At 40.9% G+C, this 25222-nt stretch carries 25 protein-coding genes; 21 read left to right on the top strand and 4 right to left on the bottom strand.

The features are described 5' to 3' along the window. Positions 1-22: 22 nt before the first annotated feature. Positions 23-2392, bottom strand: a complete 2370-nt coding sequence (locus H5187_RS12660) for an EAL domain-containing protein (RefSeq protein WP_182785298.1) — start codon at positions 2390-2392, stop codon at positions 23-25. A 249-nt stretch (positions 2393-2641) separates the two neighbouring features. On the opposite strand from H5187_RS12660, the gene pyrC reads away from it, so the two are divergent. From pyrC to H5187_RS12615, 9 genes are all read left to right on the top strand, one after another. After that, a complete protein-coding gene (pyrC, locus tag H5187_RS12655; RefSeq protein WP_182740019.1) occupies positions 2642-3694 on the top strand; it encodes a dihydroorotase in 1053 nt (350 codons plus the stop codon). Between the two features lie 322 nt (positions 3695-4016). Continuing rightward, positions 4017-4226: a cold-shock protein gene (locus H5187_RS12650; RefSeq protein ID WP_145241558.1), complete on the top strand. Its 210-nt coding sequence runs from the start codon at positions 4017-4019 to the stop codon at positions 4224-4226. 913 nt (positions 4227-5139) lie between these two features. Next, positions 5140-5910, top strand: coding sequence for a DUF3450 domain-containing protein (locus H5187_RS12645; RefSeq protein WP_182784849.1), 771 nt, complete (start codon positions 5140-5142; stop codon positions 5908-5910). A 6-nt stretch (positions 5911-5916) separates the two neighbouring features. After that, the gene (locus H5187_RS12640; protein WP_182794500.1) at positions 5917-7281 is read left to right on the top strand and encodes a MotA/TolQ/ExbB proton channel family protein; all 1365 of its coding nucleotides are present in this window, start codon (positions 5917-5919) and stop codon (positions 7279-7281) included. Beyond that, positions 7281-7805: a MotA/TolQ/ExbB proton channel family protein gene (locus tag H5187_RS12635; RefSeq protein WP_145241564.1), complete on the top strand. Its 525-nt coding sequence runs from the start codon at positions 7281-7283 to the stop codon at positions 7803-7805. The genes H5187_RS12640 and H5187_RS12635 overlap by 1 nt, the downstream gene beginning before the upstream one ends. A gap of 14 nt (positions 7806-7819) precedes the next feature. After that, a complete protein-coding gene (locus H5187_RS12630) occupies positions 7820-8224 on the top strand; it encodes a biopolymer transporter ExbD (protein WP_054205753.1) in 405 nt (134 codons plus the stop codon). After that, positions 8224-8841, top strand: a complete 618-nt coding sequence (locus H5187_RS12625) for an energy transducer TonB (protein ID WP_149982894.1) — start codon at positions 8224-8226, stop codon at positions 8839-8841. The genes H5187_RS12630 and H5187_RS12625 overlap by 1 nt, the downstream gene beginning before the upstream one ends. A gap of 11 nt (positions 8842-8852) precedes the next feature. After that, entirely contained in the window at positions 8853-10112 is a 1260-nt protein-coding gene (locus H5187_RS12620; RefSeq protein ID WP_182717928.1) for a hypothetical protein, read from the top strand. 66 nt (positions 10113-10178) lie between these two features. Further along, positions 10179-11228 carry a hypothetical protein gene (locus H5187_RS12615; protein WP_182797921.1) on the top strand — a complete coding sequence of 350 codons (1050 nt, stop codon included), beginning with the start codon at positions 10179-10181 and terminating at the stop codon, positions 11226-11228. A gap of 16 nt (positions 11229-11244) precedes the next feature. Here the strand turns inward: H5187_RS12615 and H5187_RS12610 are convergent, their stop codons facing one another. Further along, complete coding sequence (locus H5187_RS12610; RefSeq protein WP_149982897.1) at positions 11245-11589, bottom strand: TraR/DksA C4-type zinc finger protein; 345 nt, start codon at positions 11587-11589, stop codon at positions 11245-11247. A gap of 71 nt (positions 11590-11660) precedes the next feature. Then, the gene (locus H5187_RS12605; protein WP_149982898.1) at positions 11661-12617 is read right to left on the bottom strand and encodes a tRNA-dihydrouridine synthase; all 957 of its coding nucleotides are present in this window, start codon (positions 12615-12617) and stop codon (positions 11661-11663) included. 214 nt (positions 12618-12831) lie between these two features. On the opposite strand from H5187_RS12605, the gene H5187_RS12600 reads away from it, so the two are divergent. From H5187_RS12600 to H5187_RS12565, 9 genes are all read left to right on the top strand, one after another. Then, complete coding sequence (locus H5187_RS12600) at positions 12832-13362, top strand: hypothetical protein (protein ID WP_182794499.1); 531 nt, start codon at positions 12832-12834, stop codon at positions 13360-13362. Positions 13363-13479: 117 nt separating this feature from the next. Further along, positions 13480-14304, top strand: coding sequence for a DUF692 domain-containing protein (locus H5187_RS12595; RefSeq protein WP_182740025.1), 825 nt, complete (start codon positions 13480-13482; stop codon positions 14302-14304). 1 nt (position 14305) lies between these two features. Beyond that, positions 14306-15055, top strand: a complete 750-nt coding sequence (locus H5187_RS12590) for a DUF2063 domain-containing protein (RefSeq protein ID WP_149982900.1) — start codon at positions 14306-14308, stop codon at positions 15053-15055. A 73-nt stretch (positions 15056-15128) separates the two neighbouring features. After that, on the top strand, positions 15129-15251 hold the full coding sequence (locus H5187_RS24620) for a hypothetical protein (RefSeq protein ID WP_257325665.1): 123 nt from the start codon (positions 15129-15131) through the stop codon (positions 15249-15251). A 137-nt stretch (positions 15252-15388) separates the two neighbouring features. Continuing rightward, entirely contained in the window at positions 15389-15934 is a 546-nt protein-coding gene (gene apt / locus H5187_RS12585) for an adenine phosphoribosyltransferase (protein ID WP_149982901.1), read from the top strand. Between the two features lie 3 nt (positions 15935-15937). Beyond that, a complete protein-coding gene (dnaX, locus tag H5187_RS12580) occupies positions 15938-18304 on the top strand; it encodes a DNA polymerase III subunit gamma/tau (protein ID WP_182797920.1) in 2367 nt (788 codons plus the stop codon). Positions 18305-18359: 55 nt separating this feature from the next. Beyond that, positions 18360-18686, top strand: coding sequence for a YbaB/EbfC family nucleoid-associated protein (locus tag H5187_RS12575; protein WP_149982903.1), 327 nt, complete (start codon positions 18360-18362; stop codon positions 18684-18686). A gap of 8 nt (positions 18687-18694) precedes the next feature. Further along, a complete protein-coding gene (gene recR, locus H5187_RS12570; protein WP_182797919.1) occupies positions 18695-19303 on the top strand; it encodes a recombination mediator RecR in 609 nt (202 codons plus the stop codon). 170 nt (positions 19304-19473) lie between these two features. Continuing rightward, positions 19474-21375, top strand: a complete 1902-nt coding sequence (locus H5187_RS12565; RefSeq protein ID WP_182717932.1) for an MFS transporter — start codon at positions 19474-19476, stop codon at positions 21373-21375. Positions 21376-21467: 92 nt separating this feature from the next. Here the strand turns inward: H5187_RS12565 and H5187_RS12560 are convergent, their stop codons facing one another. Next, on the bottom strand, positions 21468-22016 hold the full coding sequence (locus H5187_RS12560) for a LysE family translocator (protein WP_182797918.1): 549 nt from the start codon (positions 22014-22016) through the stop codon (positions 21468-21470). Positions 22017-22310: 294 nt separating this feature from the next. Between H5187_RS12560 and H5187_RS12555 the strand changes: the two genes are divergently transcribed. The 3 genes from H5187_RS12555 (at position 22311) to pheS (ending at position 25208) form a co-directional block, all read left to right on the top strand. After that, the gene (locus tag H5187_RS12555; RefSeq protein WP_149982907.1) at positions 22311-23366 is read left to right on the top strand and encodes a DUF2066 domain-containing protein; all 1056 of its coding nucleotides are present in this window, start codon (positions 22311-22313) and stop codon (positions 23364-23366) included. Next, positions 23366-24076 carry a DnaA inactivator Hda gene (gene hda / locus H5187_RS12550; protein ID WP_179959227.1) on the top strand — a complete coding sequence of 237 codons (711 nt, stop codon included), beginning with the start codon at positions 23366-23368 and terminating at the stop codon, positions 24074-24076. The genes H5187_RS12555 and hda overlap by 1 nt, the downstream gene beginning before the upstream one ends. 151 nt (positions 24077-24227) lie before the next feature. After that, positions 24228-25208, top strand: coding sequence for a phenylalanine--tRNA ligase subunit alpha (pheS, locus tag H5187_RS12545; protein WP_145241591.1), 981 nt, complete (start codon positions 24228-24230; stop codon positions 25206-25208). Positions 25209-25222 lie beyond the last annotated feature (14 nt).

Raw genomic sequence — 25222 nt, 5'->3', positions numbered from 1 at the left:
TCAAGGCTTTTTTTTATGGTTGTTAAAGTGGTTTATCAATCAATAAAATTGCTTGATCGGCGGGCAGGGGTTTAGCTTTTAAGAAGCCTTGGCCAAAATCACATTGAGTTTTTTGTAATATGGCGAGTTGCTCTTGAGTTTCAATTCCTTCGGCTACAACATCTAACTTAAGTGATGATGCCAATGACAAAATGGCGTCAACCAATGGCGTGGCGGTGTCTTTAAGGCGGTCAATAAAGCTCTTATCAATTTTTAGCACATGAATTGGCAGTTGGTGTAAGTAACCCAAAGAAGAGTACCCCGTGCCAAAATCATCTAAACATAACTTTACTTTTAATGGCGCTAACCCTTCAATTATCTTAGTTGCTAATTCTAAGTTTTCGATCAAACCTGATTCGGTGATCTCTAAACATAAGGAGCCTAATGCTAGCTCATATTTATTATAAATAGCATGAATTTGTGAGATAAAGTCTATGCTTGCAAAATGTCGTGAGGAAACATTCACTGTCACACGTAAGAAACGTTTACCTTGTTGTTGCCACGCAGCTATTTGTTTTCCTGCCAGATCTAATAAATGCAGGTCGAGATTAATTATTTGCCCAGTGTGTTCTGCTATTGAAATAAAATCATTAGGTGAGACAAAGCCTTTGCGTGGGTGATGCCAACGCACGAGTGCTTCAAAACCGACCACGTTACATTGTTGTATAGCAAAGATCGGCTGATAATATAACTCAAACTCATTATGCTCAATGCCATGCTGTAAATCATTTTCTATATCAGCGTGGCTTTTGAGCTTTTTACGCATGGTGTTATTAAAAAATCTTACTTGGCCACGGCCTGTTGATTTAGCTTCGTACATTGCAGCATCGGCATGCTGTAATAACTGATAGGCTTTGTCGTTTTCGTTTTCACAAAATGCAACGCCAATACTGGTCGAAGCTTGCAGTAAATGGCCATCAATATTAAGTGGCTCCGCGAGGACTTTTTTAATCCGTTTTAGTGCGTCGTTAACTTGGTTTTTGTGAGTGATATTTTCCATAAAAATAGCAAACTCATCACCACCGAGTCGTGCGAATGTATCGGTATTTCGAATTGTGCCTTTAATTAACTTACAAATGGCGATTAAAAAGTGATCGCCCACTTCATGTCCTAATGAATCATTGATGCTTTTGAAACGGTCGAAATCTAGATACAGCAACGCATGATATCGCCCTTTGGGTGTTCGAGTAAGCCGTAAAATGCCGTGCTTAATGCGGTCAATTAGTAAAGAGCGATTAGCAAGCCCAGTTAATTCATCATGCAAAGCACGATGTTCCAGTGCTTGGCGAGATAGTTGTCTGTCGATGGCCATACTAATTTGGCGGCTGACATACGTCAGTAGGGTGCGGTCATGATCATTATAATGGTGAGTTTTATCGTAACTTTGTACCACGATCACACCGCTTATATGATCGCTTACTTTAAATGGTACACCAAGCCAAGATTCTGACTGGCGACCCACCATTTTAAAGTGGCCATCATTTATATGTTGTTGATATTCTTTTTTATTTAATAGTAATGGCTGTTCGGAATTTAAAAGATAATAGGATGCGGTATGTTTTAGTTGCTCTTTTGATATCTTTTTATGGGCATTTGAACGTACTCCTTCCTCGACAATGTAAACAATATCGAGAATATCGATATTTTTGTTGTATAGCCCTACCAAAAAGTTATCAGCGCGCAGCAAGTTGGTCATAATGCCATGCAATGCTTCTAAAAAAGTATCTAAATCATTGGCTTGATAGGTTAAATTTGCTATTTGTAACAGGGTGCCTTCTAGCTTTTGTGCTGCATTTAATTTGCTTACCGTTTGTTGCAAGTTTTCAACGGTGTTGACCTGATTTATTTTAGCACTGAGCAAATGCGCTACGGTGGTTAAAATTTCAAGATGGGCATCACTAAAATAGTTACGTACCGGATGCTCGCAGTCTATAACTCCTAAAACCTGCTGCTTATAAACTAATGGTACGCATAGTTCAGACATTGCAGGGCGTACATCTGCGATATAACGGCTATCAGTACTGACATCACCAATAATGACTGCGCTTCCTGTTGAAGCAACATAACCAGTAATGCCTTGATTAAATGCGATGGTTTTTCGTTCTATGGCATAGTTACTATTTGTAGGAGACACTCCCATTGATGCGACTTCATGCAAGGTTGTAGCACTTTCATCGGCAATATAAATAACACAATCAACAAAACCTAGCCGTTTAACTACTTCAGTGGTGACATAGTTGAATAGCTCATCGAGTTTATCTAACTGTAATAAGCTTGATGAAAACTGATTAATAATACTCAGTTGCTCGGTTTTAGCATCAAGCGCTGAAGATAACTCTACTTTATTCTGCATATGCCACGCGTGAATATACCGTCTTGTGTCATTAATGAATCTATAGATTAACGGAATGTTAACGTTTAGACAAAGAATAAATAAAATTAGCAAGATATGTACGTAAAGGAAAACGCACGCCAAACTATTGATGATTCAGTGCTTTCATTCTATCCGTTGATAAAAAGCATCAGTAAAAACCGCAATAAAATCTTTACTCAGATAGGGCATATGCATATGATCAACTAAATTCAGCCGAGGAAACAAGTAATGACAAAGCAAGCCTTCGACACTCAGTCAATGTTAACTATCACTCGCCCAGATGATTGGCATGTTCATTTACGTGATGGGGATCAATTAAAAGATACAGTGCGTGATATTAGCCGTTATATGGGACGCGCTATTATTATGCCAAACTTAGTTCCTCCGGCAACCTGTACTGAAACGGCTTTAGCGTATCGCGACCGTATTATGGCGGCTGGACCACAAGGAAATTTTGAGCCTCTGATGGTGCTTTATCTAACTGATAACACGAGCGCGGATGAAATCAAAAAAGCGCATGCCACTGGTAAAATCGTTGCCGGTAAAGTGTATCCAGCAGGTGCGACAACAAATTCTGATTCTGGTGTAACATCAATTAAAAAGATTTACCCAGCATTAAAAGCCATGCAAGAAGTTGGTATGTTATTGCTGATCCATGGTGAAGTGACAGATTCATCGATTGATATATTCGATCGTGAAAAAGTATTTCTAGAGACAATTTTAATTGATGTGGTACAAGACTTCCCAGATTTAAAAATTGTGCTTGAACATATCACCACGAAAGATGCCGTTGATTTTGTAAATAATGCCTCTGATAATGTGGCTGCAACCATTACGGCACATCATTTATTGTATAACCGCAATCATATGCTAGCGGGGGGGATCCGCCCACATTATTACTGTTTACCAATATTAAAACGTAATACACACCAACAAGCACTTATTAGTGCTGCGACCAGTGGCAGTGCTAAGTTCTTTTTAGGTACTGATTCGGCGCCGCATTATAAAGATAAAAAAGAAGCCGCATGTGGGTGTGCCGGAGCATACACCGCTCATGCTGCACTTGAGTTATACGCGGAAGCATTTGAAGAAGCCGGTGCGCTTGATAAGCTAGAAGGCTTTGCAAGTCATTTTGGTCCAGACTTTTATGGTTTAGCACGTAATACAGATACAGTTACACTTCTAAAGCAACCATGGACAGTGCCAGCAAGTTACCCATTAGGAAATGATCACGTGGTGCCAATTAAAGCCGAAAGCACAATTGATTGGCTGATTAAATAACCATAAAGTCAGTAAAGCACAGCTAAGAAAGGTGTGCTTTTTGTATTAAAATTAATCACTTGAACAGTTTTATTGAGTTGATGTTAAAAGCATTAAAATAATTCTCAATTAATAGAGCTAAAACAATTATATTGTGTTAACCTTAACTTGCTTTGAGTTTTTGCGTATTGAATTTTTTGGTTAATGTGCGGCGTGTAAGGTTTCCGGTTAATGGTTATTACTTCTTCCTGTACTTTATCCCAGCGATTTATTGGGCATTCACTCAGGGAGGATATAGCCAATCTGGCTGAATTTTAATTATTGACTTACAGGAAAATTTGGTATGTCAAACACGGTTACTGGTAAAGTTAAGTTCTTCAACGAAGCTAAAGGCTTCGGTTTTATTGAACAAGAAAATGGTCCTGACGTATTCGTACATTTCAGCGCTATTACAGGCTCAGGTTTTCGCACTCTAAGCGAAGGCCAACAAGTGTCTTTCGGCATCAAGCAAGGCCAAAAAGGCCCTGAAGCTGAGAACGTAGAACTAGCATAATTTTTATTATGTGAACCTAGGTTCAACTTGGTGAAACAGGACTCTGTTTCACCATAATTCCCCCTCATCAAATTCTTTTTTAAAATAAACCTTTTACCGCTACTTTTTTAAATTCAATAAATATACACTAAATTCTGAATGCTATTTCACTAGACCAAATGCTGCTCAATACAAGCGGTGTACATATTTGCGTCCCTCAATAAACTTTTTATACCAACTGTATATAGTTAGTCAGCTACTCAACACCAATAAAGATGATGTTTTTAATTAAATTAGTATTTAATTAGATAGTGCTATTTTGCCTCTGATTGCTCATACATAAGTTCGGCACGTTAGTAATCGGTATAAATAGGAACAGGGGATATCGCCTCAACATGTTTAATGTGATTATTTCTAATATCTTGATAACACTGGCAGTGACTCTTTGAGTCTTACAGAGAAAACGGGTATTACTTTAGGCCTTAATCATACGCCACGCTTTCCTTTAAAAGGTCCAGTTGCTAATTTTTATATGCGATATATCCTAGGTTTGGCTGCATAAAAAGGCTTTTTTACTGAATGATTACGCTTATTCGAAATAATTATGAACTTTTTTTAACCCTCTTAGATTACACATAAAATGTTACATTTATGTTTTGTATTTCATGGCTGACGGTAGAACTGTTGTTAGGTAGCGGCTTTCATCCCAGCTGAAAACTCAGTGGTGTTGCATTTATGTTAATCCTTTGTTTTTTGTGTTTTAGTTTGCAATGATTGAATTAATTTATTTCGATCTAATTCCAAACATCAAGTTGACAGCATGCATTGCATTTAGCATTATTGGAGGGTTGATATCTATTAAAAGATATCAGGGTTGTCTCCTTCGGGAGGTAATTAAATTATAAAAGTAACATTACTTAATTGGTTGGGAACTATGTCTGTTAAAATCAGAAAGAGTCTTGTAGCAACTGCGTTGGTTGGCGCTTTTGCATTCGCAAGCAGCAATGTGATTGCAGATCCTTTGAATGACGTGCAAAAAGCAGGTCTACAAATTCAAACGGCTGCGGTTAAGTCTCAAACTAAAATTGACAATGTATATGGTCAAACTCAAGAGCTATTAGCTGAGTACCGTAGCGTTGTTGATGAATCTGAGCTATTGAAAGTATACAACGATCACGTTGCACGTTTGGTCGCTGACCAAAATGCACAAATTGAATCGTTTGACCGTCAAATTGCTACGATCGACAACACAAAACAAAACGTTGTGCCTTTGATGTATCGCATGATCGATACGCTCGAGCAATTCATCAAAGCGGACGTTCCGTTTAACAGTGACAATCGTTTGGCGCGTGTTGAAAGATTACGTGAAACAATGGTTTCTTCTTCTGTAACGACTTCAGAGAAGTTCCGTCAAGTATTAGAAGCATACACAATTGAAGCTGCATACAGCTCTTTAGTTTCTGCTTCACAAGGTACTTTAGAAGTTGATGGCAAGAGCATTAACGTTGATTTCGGCCAACTTGGTCGTATCACTTACGTTGCTCAATCGTTTGACTTAAAGCACGCATGGGTATGGGATAACAACACTAAACAGTGGAAAGAATTAGGTGATGAATACCTAAAACCTGTTAAAGAAGTTATTCGTATGGCGCGTAAGCAAGCGACATTAGAACTTGTTAAACTACCAATCTTTGGCGCGGAGTAATCAATAATGAAGAAACTATTTAAAGGTTTTGCTGTTGCAGCAGTACTATCTGTTTCTGCAGGTACCGCGCTTAACGCACATGCAAATACTGATGCTTTAGATAAAATCCTTGAGCAAGTTAAGCAAGAGCGTATCTCTGAAGGCAAAATCAATAAGCAACGTGAACAAGAGTTCTTATCAGATCGTGCTGATAAGCAAGCGTTACTTAATAAAGCAAAAAGCCAATTAGCTGCTGAAAAAGCACGTGGCGATAGCTTAACAAAGCAGTATGCACAAAACGAAAATACAATGAATGAGAAAGCAGCAGCTCTAGAAAGTGCACAAGGTACTTTAGGTGAGATGTTTGGTGTTGTACGTCGTGCTGCGCAAGATGCAATCGGTTCAATCGAAGCATCTCTTGTTTCTGCTGAAAAGCCAGGCCGTGCTGAAATCTTACGTTCATTAGCTGCTGCTAAAGAGTTACCAACAGTTCGTGAACTTGAAGAGCTTTGGATAGCGCTACAAACTGAAATGACTGAGTCAGCTAAAGTTTCTACTTTTGAAACTGAAGTTGCAGGTCTTGACGGTAACGCAACAGTTAAGAAAGTAACCCGTATCGGTAACTTCAACTTAGTAACAGACGATGGCTACTTAATCTATTCGCCTGAAACTAAATCGATTCAGCCTTTAGGTAAACAACCTGATGGTTATATCCTTGCTGGTATTAAAGACTTAGAAAATACGTCTGCTGATAACTATGCTGGTGTATATGTGGATCCGACTCGTGGTGCTATCTTACGTATCAATACACAAAAAGCGACACTTGATGAATACTTCCACCAAGGTGGCGTAGTTGGTTACATCATCACTGCGTTATTAGGTTTAGGTATCTTAATCACACTAGTACGCTTTATTGACCTTACTCTTACTCGTAGTAAGATTAATAGTCAGCTTAAAAACGTGTCTACACCGAATACAAATAACCCATTGGGTCGTATTCTTAAAGTGTACCATGACAACAAAACGCAAGATGTTGAAAACCTTGAGCTTAAACTTGATGAAGCGATTCTTCGTGAAACGCCACGCATTGAAGCTGGTATCAATATCATTAAAATCCTTGCTGCAATCGCGCCGTTACTTGGTCTACTAGGTACGGTAATCGGTATGATCTTAACGTTCCAAACAATCACATTATTCGGTACAGGTGATCCGAAGATCATGGCAGGTAACATCTCTCTAGCACTTGTAACTACTGCGCTAGGTCTAATAGCTGCATTACCACTTATTCTTCTTCACGCTGTTGTTGCGGGTCGTAGTAAGTCGGTATTACACATCCTCGATGAGCAAAGCGCAGGTATTATTGCTACTCACGCGGAGAAGGAGAAAGCCTAATGCTAGTCCTGATGGAGATCTGGGAATCTATCAGGGATTTTGTTGGCACAGGCGGCCAGGTTTTATACGTGGTCGCGATAGCACTCTTTCTTATGTGGGTTTTAATGATTGAGCGCTATTGGTTCCTACTTGCAGAATTTCCTCGTTTATCGTCGGAAATTGTAGCAAAGTGGGATGCCCGCCAAGACACTACGTCTTGGTACGCACACAGAATCCGTGAAGCATGGATTTCTGAAGCGTCTGAAAAATTAGATCAGCGTATGTTGTTGATTAAAACATTAGTAGCTGTTTGTCCTTTAATTGGCTTACTTGGTACAGTAACAGGCATGATCGCGGTTTTTGAAACCATGGCAAGCCAAGGTACAGGTAATGCACGTTTAATGGCATCAGGTATTTCAATGGCAACAATCCCAACAATGGCTGGAATGGTTGCGGCATTATCTGGAGTATTCTTTAGCTCACGCCTTGAGGCAAGAGCGAGAATGGTGAAAGCCAAGCTTGTTGATAGTATGCCTCATCACTAGAGAGAGAATTAAATATGGCACGTAAACAACGTTTTCGTGAAGAAGAAGATGCAACGGTAGATATGACACCGATGCTTGACATCGTATTTATCATGCTTATTTTCTTTATCGTAACTACATCGTTCGTTAAAGAGGCTGGTATCGAGGTCAATAAACCAAAAGCGGCCCAAGCTACGAAGCAAAAAAATGCTAACATTTTTATTGCAATTCGTGACAACGGCGAAATCTGGATTGATAAACAGCAAGTTGATGTTGAACGTGTTTCAGCAAAAATCGAAAGTTTATTAGCAGAACAACCTACTGAAGTTGTAATTTTGCAAGCTGATAAAGATGCAAAACACGGCGTAGTGGTTAAAGTTATGGACCAGATCAAAGCGACGGGCGACAACCTGAGAATTTCAATAGCTGGAGATCAGTAATGATTCGTTTTCTGTTTTCACTGATTGCAGGTGGGGCAGTTACTTTCGGCTTGTTCTACTTCATGGCCTTCCTCATCTCTGGTGGGGCTGACCGTAATACGGAACAAAAAGAGCAGATCATAGTCGAAATTATGACGAATCCGCCTGAATCTAAGGTGCAGGAAAGGAAGCGAGTACCGCCTCCGCCGCCTCCACCGCCAAAGCAGCCGCCTAAACCGCAGCCGCCACAGCCGGAAAATAACAACCCAAATCCAGGTGCTATGTCATTTAACATGCCAAGCATTGATGTGGGAAGTTCGGCAGGTGGTCTAAGTGGTCCAGGGGCATTCGGACGAGACGGTGATGCGACACCAATCGTTCGTATTGAACCAAAATATCCAACACAAGCAGCACGTGATGGCAAAGAAGGTTGGGTACAACTTTCATTCTCAATCGATGAATTGGGTGGGGTTACTGATGTTGAAGTAATTGACGCAGACCCTAAACGTATTTTCGATAGAGAAGCTAAACGCGCCTTGAGCAAGTGGAAATACCGTCCTAAAATTATTGACGGTAAGCCACAAAAGCAAGTTGGTTTACAAGTTCAGCTAGACTTTAAAATTAACCAAGGCAATTAAGGAGGCAAGTAATGAGAAATTTATCTAAAGTAACAGCACTTGCGGTACTTATGTCTTTCTCGGGTGCAGTATTTACTGCACCGGTTCTAGCAGCGCCAGATCCCGCGAAAATTGAAGCGCGGAAGAAAGCAAAAACTAGGATCATGGGTGAGCGCACTGGTAAAAAAGTTATAAAAGCGTTTGACTTGTATAACGAAGAAAAGCTTGATGAAGCTATCGCCATGTTGAAAGAAATCGATGCTTCTGATGATTTCGACAAAGCAACAGTTAACCGCTATTTAGGTAGCATGTATGGCCAGAAAGAGCAGTACAAAACTGCGATTGGTTACTTAAAATTAGCTGTTGCCCCTGATGTGTTAAACTTTGCCGATCAAGAACAAAGTTTAAAAACATTAGGCGATATGTATGCTGGTACTGAGCAGTATGAAAAAGCCAAAGATGCTTATGTTGCATGGATGGACTTTACTGGTGAAGAAGATGCAACGGTTTATACTCGTATAGCCCAAGCTAACTATCAGTTAGGTAAATTCCGTGATGTTTTTACACCCGCTGAGAAAGCAATTAAACTTCAAAAAGAGCCTAACAAAGGCCCTTACCAATTAAAATTAGGTTCTTACTTTGAGCTTAAAGACTATAAAAATATGGTCAAAGTTGGTGAAGAAATTGTTCGTATCTGGCCAGATGATAAAAAAGCATGGGTAAGCTTAGGTAAATACTACCTTCAGACGGAAGACTATAAAACTGGTCTTGCAACGATGGAAGTAGCTTACAAAAATGGTTATTTTGAAACTGAAGTTGATTATAAAGTTTTGTCTAACTTTTATTCATTGAATGAAATTCCTTATAAAGCCGCTAAGGTTTTAGAGAAGTCTATCAATGATAAAATTGTTAAGCGTAATAAACAAAATATCAGCGCAGTAGCCAGTAACTATCATCGCTCAAAAGATATTGAAAAAGCAGCTAAGTACTATGAAGAAGCGGCTAAATTTGATGACGATGCTGAGCTTTATCGCAAAGCAGGTTCATTACTTTTACAATCGCAAAATTATAGTGCTGCCGTTGTTCGTTTGAACAAGGCGCTTGAATTAGGTTCTGATAAGACAGGAACTATTTATTCAGATTTAGCGGAAGCTTATTACTATCAAGAAAAGTATAAGCAAGCTTATGCTGCAATTACTAAAGCAATGGATGACCCTCGCACGCGTAAGTTTGCAAAAGGTTGGTCTGTATTTATTAAAGATAAAGCCGCTCGCAACGGTGTTAAGATTTAACTTTAATTCGCTATAGCAATTTATAAAAAGCCCCTATGGGGCTTTTTTTATTGGATTTAACTCATTATGAAACACCTAATATGGATATGCTTCTCAGCGCTTTTCTTGAGCGCATGTGGTGATACGAATAATCAGTATCAAAGTAAAGAGCAAGCTCAGCAAGCATTGCAAACACTAAATCAATTTTTAAGACCAACAGGTGAAATTAAACAAGTTAACGAGCAACAGTTTCCATTTAGTGATGCATATTTGAAAGAGCGTCACAGCATATATCAAGCCATGCAAACCTTAGACTTCACTCCTGTCGCGCAGAGTTCATTGGATTATCTTATTATTGCAGAGCGTTTTCCGGAGCGCTATTTTACATGGCCGGTGTATATTCCTGTGCTTGATAATATGCTTGCCTATAACCAACAACACGACATTACTGCAAACATAAACAATTGGCTCAGTTTTACTCAGCAGCAGTTGGTGCTTGCTAAAGAGAGTAAACTTAGACTCAACTCAATTGAGCTTAATGCGTTACAAACGCAGGTAACTAAGAATCTTACTCGCGTTGATCTTCCAGAAAACCTTAAACACACTCTCAACGAGTTTAATGAGTATTTAGCGCTCTATACACCCCGTGGAAGTGTTGGTTTACATGGCTTATCAAATGGTGGGTCTTGGTATCAAAGTAAGTTAAATTACTTCTCAGGCACTACTAAAGCACCAATAAATTGGCTAGTTGCAGTGCAATCTCAGTTGAAGGAAATGCAGCAAGGTGCATACTCTATGCGTTTTGCAGTTGATCATCAGCACTCAGTCCTTGAGCTGCGTTTTGCATTGTCTAAAGATAAGCAAGTTGGCTTTGATTGGGCGCAAAATTACTTGAGCTTAAGGGGTTATGCAGGGCAAGCTGCAACACAGATAAGTAATCAAGAGCGTACTTTCTGGTTAGCTATGATGGAAACCGATCTTGGCATCCATTACCATGCTTGGACTGTGCAACAAGCGAAAGTTAATTTACTGAAACGATTAAAAATGACGCCACAACAAGTCGATTATTTAGTGGCTGATATCATTTTTTATCCGGCGCAAAGTTTTGCGTTCGCAACACTTTTAACAACTTCGTAAGCTCGCTTGCTGATTTTTATGACCTTGGCTCGCAGTTGCCGCAGCGCTGCGCTGTTGGATCGGCATTTAGCCGTTGCGAGTCAATTTTTTCTTCACAGTCACAGCAATAACCATATTGGCCGATATCGATTTGGCAGACTGCCGCTTCAAGTTGTTCTAAGCGTACTATGATATCTTTATATTCAGTGCCAAGTTGCTTCTGCGTAAGCTCTAACCATTGTTCAGGGTTATTTTTGCGTAAGGTTTCAGCTAGCGAGTGATGCAGTAGGTTACATGAACTTGATAGTGTCGTAAGCAAGCACAGCCTTACTTGCTCTAACTCTGTATTAAGTTGTTGAAGGTGATATTGAGCATTGATCATTGTCATTGTCCTCGTTGAGCAATGCTGCAGTATTCATTAATTTAAAAAAGCCGACTATGATGTGTGTCAAATTAAGGTGCGATAGCGTATTTTTTCAAAACATCGGCAACATCTTCTTTTGTTTTAAGGCGTCTGATCTCATCGAACAAAATATCGGCCTGGCTATATTGGCGTTTTAAATAGCCCAGCCACTGCTTAGTACGAGAAGCAAAATATTTTTCATCTTTCGCGGGGTCATGATGTATGGCTGAATGGATCAGATGATAGAGAATATGCTCCCACTTTAAGCCAACATAGTGCTCATCATTAAAGTGTGCTTTTATTTTGCGTGCTAAATCAGGATGCGACAGTGCACCGCGACCAAGCATTAAGTCTTTACAACTACTACGTTGCTGGCAAAGTAGTGCATCTTCTACTTGCCAAATTTCACCATTTGCGACTACGGCGATGTTTTTATCTTTGATCAGTGGTGGAATTTTCTCCCAATAAGCGGGCGGGTTATAACCGTCTCGCTTTGTACGGGCATGTATAGCAATACTATTGGCACCGGCACTAACAACGGCATCAACAATTTCTTGACTGTTACTGTCATCATCAAAACCTAAACGAATTTTAGCGCTTACTTGATGCTCGCTTGGCACGGCATCACGGACTGCTTTAATGATTTCATACATGTGTTCAGGGTCTTTTAACAGCACAGCGCCACCTTTACTGCGGTTGACTGTTTTCGCAGGGCAACCAAAATTAAGATCAACGCCGTGAGAGCCAAGCTCAATTACCCTGACAGCGTTTTCAGCTAATGCGTGTGCGACTTGGCCAAGTAATTGGATACGCACAGGAGTGCCAGAACGCGTTAAACCGTTATTATTTAGCTCTGGGCAATAGCGATGAAATACTTTATCAGGCAAGCAGGCATCGATAACACGTACAAATTCAGTGACGCATAAATCAAAACCACCAATTTCGGTGAGTAGTTGGCGCATTTTAAAATCGACAACCCCTTCCATAGGCGCTAAAACTAATTTCATGATAGGGGCACTTTGACTTGATAAAAGGAGACGTAGTTTACCTGTAAATATAACATTGATAAATGCCAATTTTACTCCCATAGTTAACTTCAATTGTTCACTCTTTTGTAGCGTTATTGTAACTAACAAATAAAAAGTTGCGATTAAGTGAAATATTATTTTTGTAGTAAGGTCTACTTAGTACACCCCTTACATGTTTAGAGAGAGTCATAAAATGAATACACTTAAAAAAAATTCAATTGCGTTAACATTAGGCGCGGTAGTTGTAGGCAGCACAAGTTTTATTTCTGCAGATGTTCAAGCGAATCCATTTGAATTTCAACAAATGGTAACGGGCTACCAAGTCGATGCTACAGAAGGTAAATGTGGCGAAGGTAAATGCGGTGGAGATGCTAAAACTAAAGACGACAAAGCTAAAAAAGAAGGTAAGTGCGGCGAAGGCAAATGTGGTGGCGATGCCAAACACGACAAAGCTAAAAAAGAAGGTAAGTGCGGCGAAGGCAAATGCGGTGGCGATGCTAAACATGACAAAGCTAACAAAGAAGGCAAGTGCGGCGAAGGCAAATGTGGCGGCGATGCTAAACACGATAAAGCTAAAAAAGAAGGCAAGTGCGGCGAAGGCAAATGTGGTGGCGACGCTAAACACGATAAAGCTAAAAAAGAAGGTAAGTGCGGCGAAGGCAAGTGTGGTGGCGACGCTAAAAACGACAAAGCTAACAAAGAAGGCAAATGCGGTAGCCATTAATTAGATAAGTTATGAAACCTGCACTTTAGTTAAGTAGTTTGTTTATAAAAGGGCCGCATTGTGGCCCTTTTAAATGAAGGAGTGGATATGACTGTATCTAGTAACAGTGAATTTGGCATGGTAGGGCTTGGGCTGCGCAGAGAAATGCTCGATGAATTATTGACGCAGATACCAAAGCAAATTGATTTTATGGAAGTGGCGCCTGAGAACTGGTTAAAACTCGGTGGTCGCTTTGCTAAGCAGTTTAAGTCACTGACCGATACAAGTAATTTTGTCTGTCATGGCTTGTCATTGTCGATCGGCTCACCTGAACCGTTAGATATTGAATTTGTTAAATCCTTAAAAGTCTTTTTCAAAGCACATAACGTTAAGCTTTTTAGTGAGCACCTTAGTTATTGTTCCGGCAACGGCCACATGTATGATCTGATGCCGATCCCATTTACTGAAGCTGCGATTGCCCATGTTGTTGGGCGGATAAAACAGGTGCAAGATATTCTCGAACAGCAAATAGCTATCGAAAATGTGTCTTATTATGCCGCACCTGGTCAGCAAATGAGCGAGTTAGAATTTACCACTGAAATATTACAGCAAGCTGATTGTAAGTTATTACTCGATGTAAATAATATTTATGTGAATTCGATAAATCATGGTTATGATGCAGAGCATTTTTTAGCTAGCTTGCCATCGCAACGTATAGCGTATGGTCATGTCGCAGGGCATTTCAACGAGGCGGATGATTTACTTATTGATACTCACGGTGCTGACGTGATTGACCCTGTTTGGCAATTACTTGACCGTGCTTATCAACATCATGGGGTGTTTGCGACTTTATTGGAACGTGATTTTAATATTCCAGCTATCGCTGAGCTTACCAAAGAGCTGGATATAATTCATCAACTACAAGCCAAGCACGCAATAATACAGCGAAAAGAAAGTGCCTGATATGAATTTTATTGAAACCCAACAAGCGTTTATGGCGCATATTCGAGCGCCAGATACACAACCAAAGCCCGATGACATTGAAGAACGTCGTATGGCGATCTACCGTGATTTATTTTTCAATAATATCAATGGCTTTATTTCCTCAGCATTTCCGGTTCTGAAAACACTCTACAGCGATAACAATTGGTTAAGATTAGTTCGCCAATTTTTTGCTGAACACGATTGTCAATCACCTTATTTTTTGGATATTGCTGGTGAGTTTATTGCGTATTTAAGTAGTGATTACCAATTGCAAGAAATTGATCCCCCCTTTATGCTTGAGCTTGCTCATTATGAATGGATTGAGCTTGATGTCTCGGTTGCGCATGCGGATCCAACTGATTGCATCATTAATGCACCGCTGAGTAATGTGCCTCTTTATATGGGTAGTTGCGCGCGAAATTTAAGTTATCAGTTTGCTGTACAGCATATTAGTGTTGATTTTCAACCACAGCAGCCTAGTGAACAGCCTCATTATTTTGTGGTGTATCGCGATACCGACGACGAAGTACAATTTCTTGCTACCAATGCAATGACCGCATTATTACTGGCGATTATAGATACAACACCGAGTATCAAATTAGCTTCGTTGGTGGAGCAAGTTGCTTTACAAGCGCCGCAATTTACTACAGAACAGCTTGTGCAAGGTGCTACAGCAACATTACATGCAATGGCAGAGCGTGGCGTTATCGTGACAAAAAATCACCCTTAAAGTCTTTATTGATTATTTTACATCGTCTATTATGTGCGCCTTAATTCGTCGCGCTTAATAAAAGGTAGTACCTATGTCAGAAGATAAAGATTTTAAAGATCCGTTTAATGCAATGTATTTTCTTGCATTCTTAGCTGTGTTTGCAGGAATTGGCTGTTTAAATGCAATCCTAGGCTGGATCACCACAGTCTCTTAATTTAGCACTGCTAAATTATAATAAGGCTGTATATAGTGCAGTCTTATTACTTAATTATTTAACTTCTTACCGACAACTCATTTTTGTGATGTTATAATTGTCTGCTTTGTAATATTACAGATAAAACAGTTTAAATTATGACTCAAGTAACTCCATCTATCATTAAAGATAGCATAACTACTATTGCAGATTACCCTAAAGCAGGCATTATGTTCCGTGATGTAACTACGCTAATGGCTAATCCCGCTGCATTTCAAGCAACAATTAATGCATTTATTTCAGCTTATAAAGATCAAGGTTTTACCAAGATTATAGGTACTGAATCACGTGGTTTTATCTTCGGTGCACCGCTTTCATATGCATTAGGTATTCCTTTTATTCCAGTGCGTAAACCGGGTAAACTGCCACGTGCAGTGATCTCTCAAGATTACCAGCTAGAATATGGTGAAGATGTATTAGAGCTGCATACAGATGCCATTGTCCCAGGTGACAAAGTGCTTTTAGTAGATGACTTGTTGGCAACCGGCGGTACCATTGAAGCGACCGCTAAATTAGTCAATAAGTTGGGTGGTCATGCGACAGATGCAGCATTTGTAGTCTCTTTACCAGAACTAGGTGGCGAGCAACGCATTGCAAAAATGGGGATTAAAATCCTGAAATTGGTTGAATTCGAAGGCGAATAATTAATGAGTTATCAAGTCCTAGCGAGAAAATGGCGTCCACAGACCTTTCATGAATTGGTCGGTCAGTCCCATGTGAAACAAGCGCTTATTAATGCTTTAACACAAAACAGACTGCATCACGCTTATTTGTTCACTGGGACTCGCGGGGTGGGTAAAACCACCATCGCACGTATTTTTGCAAAAAGCTTAAATTGTGATGAAGGCATTTCGGCGCAACCTTGTGGCAAGTGTAGCAGCTGTATAGATATCGAAACTGGTCGTTATATTGACTTACTTGAGATAGATGCCGCATCGCGCACTAAAGTTGAAGATACCCGTGAGATATTGGATAACGTGCAGTACGCGCCAACTCGCGGTCGCTACAAAGTGTACCTGATCGATGAAGTACACATGCTTTCAAAGCATAGTTTTAATGCATTATTAAAAACCTTGGAAGAGCCGCCTGAGCACGTTAAGTTTTTATTAGCGACGACGGATCCACAGAAACTGCCTGTCACCATTTTATCGCGTTGTTTGCAGTTTAATCTTAATGCGTTATCGCAACCTGAAATACTCCAACAACTTGAATATGTGTTAGGCGAAGAAAAATTAAGTTTTGAAACTCAAGCCCTGCAAATTATCGCCAAAGCTGCTGATGGCAGTATGCGTGATGCATTGAGTTTAACTGATCAAGCGATTGCTCAAACGAATGGTGATATTAAGCATCAAGCGGTGCAAGCAATGCTAGGGTTGATGGACAACCATTATAGCCAGCATTTGCTGGTTGCATTATTAGCCCAAGACGGCCATGCATTGATGGCGCAAATCGAGCAAGTTGCCACCCAAAACCCAAATTATATTGCTTTGTTAGATGATCTAATTGGCCTTACACATTTAGCACAATTAACCCAATTAGTGCCCGATGCCGCCAAGTTAAATGAATATAATCGCGAGTTTATTAATGAAGTAGCAAAGAGCTGCGATTCACAACAAATCCAAATTTATTATCAATTACTGCTTAATGGCAAAAAAGACTTACAATGGGCGCCAGAGCCTCGTTTAGGTTTTGAAATGGTTATGCTGCGCTTACTGGCATTTCAACCAGTTGATAGCCAAATGCTTGCAAGTACTGCGGCGCAGGCACCAGCGGCCGATAACAACCGGTCTCGCTCAGCAGCATTGAGAGATATTCTCAATAAAAATAAGCCTGCAACACCACAGCCTGTTGATAACCAAGTATCATTGCCTCAAGCTGCACCGCTAAAAACGGCCGTGAGTGCGCCTGAACAAGTCGTTGCAACAACTGAACACTCTGTAACCGGTGAGCAAACAGCACCTGTCGATACGCAGCCAACTGTTACCACTGCACCACATACAAATTCGGGAATTATGCACGAAGCCGCGCATGGTAATGAGCATGATTCAGATGCTGAGCTTGAGCAACAATTAGTATCCCAATATGATGAGGTAATGAATAACGCAGTGGAGCAGGGCTTTCATAGTGGCTTTGAGCATGCGCCAGAACAATCTTTGCCTGAGCATCAATATAGCGCAGAGCAAACCGCTCCAGCACAAAATAACAGCTCATTCTCTGACTATTCAGATACCACAGATATTAGCCAAAAAGAAGCACAAGCGCAGTCTGCAATTGCACGTATTTTACGAGATAGAAATATTTCCGGTGCAGGTACGCTCTCTGGTGGTAAAACACCTGTGGCGCCATCAACGAATAAACCAGCTGAGGTTGAGCGCGGTACTGCGGTAAAAAAGTCACAGCCCCAGATAACGGGGGCAAGTAGTCAGCTTGAGACTGATGGTTACACGCCGAATATCGCCGCAAATAAGCGTGTGAAACCTGACTTTAAAGAAAAACATCAGACTATTACTGAGAATTTAGCACCGGAATTGCTAGAGCAAATTAATCCACAAAAAGTAGTTGCTGCACCTGAGCCTGAAATAAACATTCAAATACCGGATGATTTTCAAAGCCCGATCAGCGATATTCGTTTTGCACATCAACAAGATGAGTGGGCATACTTAATTAAGCGGATGGGACTTGGCGGGCGGATGCGTCAATTTGCTTTGCATTCAATTTATTCAAAGCAACAACAACAGCTGCACTTAGAAGTGGATGAATCGCAAAAACATCTCGATACCCCGATGTTAAGGCAAAAGCTTAGTGCAGCGCTGGCCAGTATTTACGGGCATAATGTTGAGCTGACAATCAATTTTGCCCCTGGGGTGATAGATTCGCCTTACTTAATTCAGCAAAAGATCGATGCAGGGCGCCATCAGCAAGCAATCGATGTGATCAACGGTGATGAAAATATCGTACAGTTACAGCAGCTATTTTCTGCAATTATCGATGAAAACAGTATTCAGGCATTGTAATTCATTGCAATAGCCCTTATCTTCATGGCAATTAGAAATAGAAAGAGAGAAAGTTATGTTTAAAGGTGGAATGGGTAACATGATGAAGCAAGCGCAGCAAATGCAAGAGCGCATGCAAAAAGCCCAAGACGAAATTGCTCACTTAGAAGTGGTTGGTGAAGCCGGTGCTGGTTTAGTTAAAGTAACCATGCTTGGTAACCACAATGTTCGCCGTGTTGAACTTGACGAAAGTTTGATGGAAGACGAAAAAGACCTTATTGAAGACTTACTTGCCGCTGCGTGTAATGACGCAGTACGCCGTGTAGCAGAAGAAACACAAGAGCGTATGGGTAAAGTAACTGGCGGTATGCAATTACCACCAGGTATGAAAATGCCGTTTTAAGATAAAACATGCAACTTTCAGAGAGTTTAAACCAGCTGATCGAAGCACTACGCTGTCAGCCCGGCATAGGCCCAAAGTCAGCGCAGCGCATCGCGTTTCATCTGCTTGAGCGCGACCGTAAAGGGGGCACTCAACTTGGTAATGCACTTATCAAGGCGATGACTGCAATAGGACACTGTCAATCGTGTCGTACTTTTGCAGAGCAGCCGCAGTGTGAAATCTGTTTAAGCCCCAAACGCCAAGATAGCGGAATTTTATGTGTGGTTGAATCACCTACCGATGTGTTGGCGATTGAACAAACTGGCCAGTATAAAGGTTTGTACTTTGTATTGATGGGACATTTATCACCTATCGATGGTATTGGTCCAAATGAAATTGGCCTTGATATTCTTGAAAGTAAGTTGCAACAATGTGGGATAAACGAGGTTATATTAGCGACCAACCCTACAGTTGAAGGGGAAACTACAGCGCATTATATTGCCCAGCTTTGTCACCGTTATAAAGTTGATGCATCGCGGATAGCCCATGGTATTCCGGTCGGTGGCGAACTTGATTTGCTCGATGGCATGACATTAATGCATGCATTTAGTGGCCGACGAGTGGTTAGTCAAAATTAGCTCTTAGAAGCGCATTAATTTAAAACCTGCATTAACGTCTGTTATGCAGGTTTTTTGTTTTTATACCTTGGTGGTAAAAGTTTGATCGTAATTTATCCAATAACTGGGTAATCTATTTTTAGTAGCTGGAGTCTCTTTTTCACCAGTTTGGTTAATTTGTAAGGATCACAATGCAAGATAATAAAAAACATCAGCGTGCTTTACTAAAGAGTAAGCGCTTTCTACCGCTTTTTGTCACCCAGTTTTTCTCTGCGTTAAATGATAATATTTATAAACAAGCGGTGCTACTGTTATTGATTTTTCAAACGGCAAATGTTGCCGATGGCGCTTTTTATGCTAACTTAGCGGCAGGCTTATTTATTCTACCGTTCTTTTTATTTTCAGGGATGGCGGGACAAATTGCTGAAAAAAAGGAAAAGTCAAAATTAATTCGCACCGTAAAACTTGCCGAAATTCCGATTATGCTAGTAGGCGCTGTGGCCATTTCAACGCAATCTGTTTGGTTGATGTTAACCACGGTATTCTTAACAGGGTTACAAAGCACCTTTTTTGGCCCGCTAAAATATTCAATTTTACCGCAACACGTGGCAGCAGATGAATTAACCAAAGCCAATGGCCTTGTTGAATCTGCGACATTTGTGGCTATATTGATTGGCACAACGTTTGGCACGTATTACATTACCCAAACAGTGGGGCCAACGGTCATCTGTGTGGCAATTATAAGCCTGGCGATTATTGGTTATTTGAGTAGTCGCTCTATTCCAATCAGTGCCGCGAATGATCCTAATTTAGTGTTTACTTTTAATATTTTCTCATCCACCAAAAGCCTATTTAGGGTACTTAATTCACAAACTGAGTCGGTCGGAAAGTCGGTACTTGGTATCAGTTGGTTTTGGTTTATAGGGGCGATTATTTTAACGGCGCTACCAAATTATGTGAAATATGTCATGGTTGGCGATGAGCTGGTCGTCACCAGCGCTTTGGTGGTATTTTCATTGAGCATCGCAATAGGCTCGCTGTTGTGTGAAAAGTTGTCTCGCTCGCGGATAGAATTAGGTATTGTGCCATTTGGCGCGTTGTTGATCACATTATTTTTGTACTTACTGAGCCAAGAGCCTGCAATGAGCTTTTACCAGCTACCAAGCGAAGAATTATTTACACTTTCACAAATACTGCATACTGGTGACATGTATTGGCATTTTATTTGGATGGCCGGCATTGGCATTGCCTCTGGTTTTTATACTGTGCCATTGTACGCTTTGATCCAACAACGCACCGTCGAATCAAGCCGTTCACGCATCATCGCCGCTAATAATGTGTTAAATGCGTTGTTTATGGTCGCCAGTGCGGTGTTAAGTATTGTAACGCTATCTATATTTGCATGGACGATCCCACAGTTATTCTTGTTACTGGCAGGATTGAATTTACTGATCTCTGTGTATATTTATACCAAGGTGCCAGAGTTCTTCTTACGCTTTGCTGTTTATTTATTGACCATTTGTATGTATCGAGTGCGTACCAAAGGGGATCATAATATTCCTAGTGAAGGCGCAGCAGTATTGGTGAGTAATCACGTCAGCTTTGTTGATTGGATGTTTATTTTAGCGGCATCACCAAGGCCTATTCGATTTATGGTATTTGCCCCCATTTATTATTCTCCCGCGTTGCATTGGTTATTTAAAATGGCCAAAGCTATCCCAATTGACAGTGAAAAATCTAATCCGCAGGCGTTTCAAGAAGCATTTGATGAGGTTGCTAAAGCATTAGATAACGGTGAGTTAGTGGGTATTTTCCCTGAAGGGAGGCTAACTGGCGATGGTTCGATTGATATTTTCCGCCGTGGTATTGAACGTATTATACAGCGTTCACCGGTGGCCGTTATACCTGTCCATCTAGGCGGGTTATGGGGCAGCATGTTTAGTCGTAAAGCAAAATGGCGACTTCCACGACTGAAATGGTCGCTGGTCGCTGTGACTGTTGGCGAGCCTATTGCTGCCAATGCAGTCACTGCAGATGAATTGCGTGAGCGAGTGGTTGCCTTAAAAGAGCAGTATGAAAAAGGTGCTGTTTAATAGCGATTAAACGCTGATGTAAAAGAGATATAAATTTAGCGCGCAATATTCAGTCGTGAATATTGCGCGTGAGTCTTGTGCTTAGTTGGCCGCTAACTAACTGCTAACCAAATACCAACCGCGATCATCAAACTACCAGCGATGCGGTTCATCCACTTGATATTGTCACCTTGGTTTAAAAACAGCCGTAAACTTTTACCGCCAGTGGCATAGAGCATCATGCAAGTGAATTCGCTGAGCATAATGATGGCGACTAACATACTCAATTGTGGCGCAATCGCGGTGATAAAGCCTTGTGAGAATAGCGCTTGGCGAGATACTTTTAATTTACTGTCTGCGCCTAATTTGATGGTTGCTTTTGCTCGCCACATTGAAATGCCAATGTAGACTAAATAACCTGCACCGAGCCATTTTAATACGTTAAATAGTGTCGGGTAGTTGAGCATAATACTTGCCACTCCTGCGACTGCTGCAACAGCCACAATAGCAACGCCAAGTAATTCGCCAATCATCATCCACATAGTTCTGCGCACGCCAATACTCATTCCTAAGGTCATGGCTAAAGTCATACACATCCCAGGTGTAATAGAGACAAAAAAGAAGGTGGGTATAAATACCCCCAGCACTGCGAAGTCGAGCATGTAAGCATCCGTTAGTTGCTGCAATAGAATGCGCAATAGTAATGGTTTTCGAAAGCGTTAGAAACCAATTTGGGATAGTTAAGCGCAATTATGAGATTGTTAGCACCCGCGATAAAGCTCCGGTTTATCGCTTATTCGTAAGCTAATTGCGATCCTTATAGAGGATACCGCTGTGATCTTCTGTGTATTGATTACAAACACTTATTTGTAAGTGGGTTTTAACAAATATATTTTTGCTTTGTTGGGTGCTTTGAATTAGGATCAAATCAGTTTAAAACCAAGAACTAATGCCCTGTGTCTAGATTATTTATTGCTATTACCACCATTTTCCTAAGTTTCACTGCAACTGCGGTTGAAGTTACTGATCTATATCAGGACGTATTAAAAGTATCTGACAAATCTCGCGATGCTCGACTCAGCGCCAGCCGCGAAGCGTTGCTAAATGTACTGGTTAAGGTCAGTGGCGATCCAAATGCTGACAAAAACCCAACGGCTCAGCGACGTAGTAAAGATATATCAGATTACATGCTCAAATTTGAATACGACGAAAAAGCCAATGGTCAGCTTAACCTCGTGGTTAAATTTGAAGCAAACAAAATCAACGCACTCGTCAAAGAACTTAATTTACCATTGTGGGGGACGCGTCGTCCGCTGGTGGCTATTTGGCTTGCCATTGAAGATAACTGGCGTCGCGAACTTGTTACCCAAGAAAGCTATCCGCAGTTAGAGCAACTAATTTATAGCACCGCAGCGCGACGTGGTTTGCCTGTCGTGGTGCCATTACTTGATTTACAAGACCGTGCATTAGTGGGAATACCTGAAGTGTGGGGAAATTTCTCTACGCCAGTCGAGCAGGCATCAAGCCGCTATAGTGCAGAGCGCAGTATTACCGCGCGTTTATACAAACAACCTGACAGTGAGGTTTGGCTGTTGGATTGGCGTTTTACTAACGATGAGCTGTTTGAAGCAAACAGAGTAACCGGTGATAAACAACAAGCCATAGCCTTAATGATTGACAGTTTAGCGGCAGGCTTGGCCAATGAATATGCGGTTGATCCAAATTCTACAACGCAACTTGCCCAAGCGGTGTTTAAATTAAAAGGCACCACTAACTTTGTCGATATAGAGCTTGCTAAACGTCAGCTACAGAGCTTAAGCGTGGTTACCCAAGTGACAATTCGTGCTCGTACCGCTGATATGGTTAGTTTTGCGATAAATCATACTGGCAGTATGCATGATTTACAAAAAGCCTTAGAGCTCGACCGCGCTTTTCAACCCTTTGTTGACCCTCGTGCGTTTTATCCTGTGACAGCGCAAGACGATTTAGAATATCAATGGGTTGGTTTGTAATGCCGGCAATGGAGCCGGTGCAAATGGCATTGCCGGTGACGTTACCGGATGATGAAACGTTTGCCTCTTATTTTGGTGGTGAAAATTCACTGGAAGTGAGTCATTTAAAAAATGCCTTTAAAAGTTTAGCAACCACTTTTCAATATACTTATTTGTGTGGTTTAGGGGATTCAGGTAAATCGCATTTACTGTATGCAACCTGTATTCATGCTCAAGAGCATGGTTTATCAACTATGCTGCTATCAATGCGCGAAGTGATTGATTTTGGTCCTATGGTGCTCGATGGCTTAGATGCCCTTGATGTGCTGTGTATTGATGACGTGCATTTAGTAGCAGGTAACGATGCGTGGGAAAAAGCGTTGTTTAATTTTTTTAACCGTTTTAACGAACCGGGTAAGTGCTTGGTAGTGACAGCGGATCTGTTACCAGACATGCTAAATATTAGCCTGCCGGATCTTGAGTCACGATTAAAATGGGGTACGACATTTCAAATCCGTTCTATGAGTGATGATGACAAAGCCGAAGCCTTAGTAAAGCGTGCCAATATGCGCGGCTTAGAGCTCAGTGATGAATGTGCGCGCTTTTTATTAACGCGTTTGAGTCGTGATATGCGTGCGCTACTTGATGTGCTTGATAAACTTGACCATGCATCGATGGCTGCACAACGTAAATTGACAATTCCTTTCATAAAATCCACTCTAAAACTCTAGTTTTCTCTACAAAATCGTCTAACTTCCCATTTTACTTAACCAGAATGGGAAAGAATTCAATAAGATTGGTATAAGGTCTGGAATCTAGCCATTGCTTTCAGTTATCATTAGCTATTACTTAAATCACCTTCTGTGACAGATCAGGTATCGAATGAACTTAGAAAATATATTAGCGCAAGCACTTGAGGCGGTCGCCAGTGCCAGTGAAATCGCGCAGCTTGAAGATATCAGGGTTAACTACCTTGGTAAAAAAGGCGAAATCACGAATCTATTAAAAACCCTTGGTAAAATTGCCCCTGAAGAACGCAAAGAAGCAGGCCAAGTAATTAACCAAGCTAAGCAAGATGTACAAGTTGCGATTAACGACAAGCGCGAATTATTAGCAAGCAAAGCCCTTGAAGAGAAATTAGCCGCTGAAACAATCGATGTAACATTACCCGGTCGTGTTATGCCAACAGGTGGTTTACACCCAGTGACGCGTACCATTGAGCGGATTGAGAGCTTTTTTGGCGAATTAGGTTTTGCGGTTAAATCTGGCCCAGAAGTAGAAGATGATTTTCATAACTTCGACGCGCTAAATATTCCTGAGCATCACCCAGCGCGTGCTGATCACGATACCTTTTACTTTAATCCAAAACTGGTGTTGCGTACGCAAACCAGTGGTGTGCAAATTCGCACCATGGAAGCTGAGCAACCGCCGCTGCGTATTATTTCTCCAGGGCGTGTATACCGTAACGATTACGACCAAACACATACGCCGATGTTCCATCAGGTTGAAGGGTTGATGGTTGATACTGATGTAAGCTTTACTGAGCTTAAAGGTATTTTGCACGATTTCTTGCGTAACTTTTTTGAAGAAGATATGGAAATTCGTTTCCGTCCTTCATTTTTCCCATTTACAGAGCCTTCAGCGGAAGTTGATGTGATGGGTAAAGACGGAAAATGGTTAGAAGTATTAGGTTGCGGAATGGTGCACCCTAACGTGCTTAAATCAGTGGGAATTGATCCAGAAAAATACACTGGTTTTGCCTTTGGTATGGGTGTAGAGCGTTTAACCATGCTGCGTTATGGTGTAAATGACTTACGTGCGTTTTTCGAAAACGATTTGAAATTCCTTAATCAGTTCCGTTAAGAGTGAAGAAATAA

The sequence above is a fragment of the Pseudoalteromonas sp. SG44-1 genome, from assembly GCF_014164315.1.
GTDB classification, from domain to species: domain Bacteria; phylum Pseudomonadota; class Gammaproteobacteria; order Enterobacterales; family Alteromonadaceae; genus Pseudoalteromonas; species Pseudoalteromonas rhizosphaerae.
Note: the sequence above shows the minus strand (reverse complement) of the source record. Positions and strands in the feature narration are given on the sequence as shown.

Coding starts and splice junctions, on each gene's coding strand:
- recR (WP_182797919.1), top strand. CDS start 18,695: ATGCAACTTTCAGAGAGTTTAAACCAGCTGATCGAAGCACTACGCTGT.
- H5187_RS12560 (WP_182797918.1), bottom strand. CDS start 22,016: ATGCTCGACTTCGCAGTGCTGGGGGTATTTATACCCACCTTCTTTTTT.
- hda (WP_179959227.1), top strand. CDS start 23,366: ATGCCGGCAATGGAGCCGGTGCAAATGGCATTGCCGGTGACGTTACCG.
- H5187_RS12645 (WP_182784849.1), top strand. CDS start 5,140: ATGTCTGTTAAAATCAGAAAGAGTCTTGTAGCAACTGCGTTGGTTGGC.
- H5187_RS12640 (WP_182794500.1), top strand. CDS start 5,917: ATGAAGAAACTATTTAAAGGTTTTGCTGTTGCAGCAGTACTATCTGTT.
- H5187_RS24620 (WP_257325665.1), top strand. CDS start 15,129: ATGTCAGAAGATAAAGATTTTAAAGATCCGTTTAATGCAATGTATTTT.
- dnaX (WP_182797920.1), top strand. CDS start 15,938: ATGAGTTATCAAGTCCTAGCGAGAAAATGGCGTCCACAGACCTTTCAT.
- H5187_RS12600 (WP_182794499.1), top strand. CDS start 12,832: ATGAATACACTTAAAAAAAATTCAATTGCGTTAACATTAGGCGCGGTA.
- pheS (WP_145241591.1), top strand. CDS start 24,228: ATGAACTTAGAAAATATATTAGCGCAAGCACTTGAGGCGGTCGCCAGT.
- H5187_RS12625 (WP_149982894.1), top strand. CDS start 8,224: ATGATTCGTTTTCTGTTTTCACTGATTGCAGGTGGGGCAGTTACTTTC.
- H5187_RS12635 (WP_145241564.1), top strand. CDS start 7,281: ATGCTAGTCCTGATGGAGATCTGGGAATCTATCAGGGATTTTGTTGGC.
- H5187_RS12605 (WP_149982898.1), bottom strand. CDS start 12,617: ATGAAATTAGTTTTAGCGCCTATGGAAGGGGTTGTCGATTTTAAAATG.
- H5187_RS12565 (WP_182717932.1), top strand. CDS start 19,474: ATGCAAGATAATAAAAAACATCAGCGTGCTTTACTAAAGAGTAAGCGC.
- H5187_RS12595 (WP_182740025.1), top strand. CDS start 13,480: ATGGTAGGGCTTGGGCTGCGCAGAGAAATGCTCGATGAATTATTGACG.
- H5187_RS12660 (WP_182785298.1), bottom strand. CDS start 2,392: ATGCAGAATAAAGTAGAGTTATCTTCAGCGCTTGATGCTAAAACCGAG.
- H5187_RS12650 (WP_145241558.1), top strand. CDS start 4,017: ATGTCAAACACGGTTACTGGTAAAGTTAAGTTCTTCAACGAAGCTAAA.
- pyrC (WP_182740019.1), top strand. CDS start 2,642: ATGACAAAGCAAGCCTTCGACACTCAGTCAATGTTAACTATCACTCGC.
- apt (WP_149982901.1), top strand. CDS start 15,389: ATGACTCAAGTAACTCCATCTATCATTAAAGATAGCATAACTACTATT.
- H5187_RS12615 (WP_182797921.1), top strand. CDS start 10,179: ATGAAACACCTAATATGGATATGCTTCTCAGCGCTTTTCTTGAGCGCA.
- H5187_RS12630 (WP_054205753.1), top strand. CDS start 7,820: ATGGCACGTAAACAACGTTTTCGTGAAGAAGAAGATGCAACGGTAGAT.
- H5187_RS12590 (WP_149982900.1), top strand. CDS start 14,306: ATGAATTTTATTGAAACCCAACAAGCGTTTATGGCGCATATTCGAGCG.
- H5187_RS12620 (WP_182717928.1), top strand. CDS start 8,853: ATGAGAAATTTATCTAAAGTAACAGCACTTGCGGTACTTATGTCTTTC.
- H5187_RS12575 (WP_149982903.1), top strand. CDS start 18,360: ATGTTTAAAGGTGGAATGGGTAACATGATGAAGCAAGCGCAGCAAATG.
- H5187_RS12610 (WP_149982897.1), bottom strand. CDS start 11,589: ATGATCAATGCTCAATATCACCTTCAACAACTTAATACAGAGTTAGAG.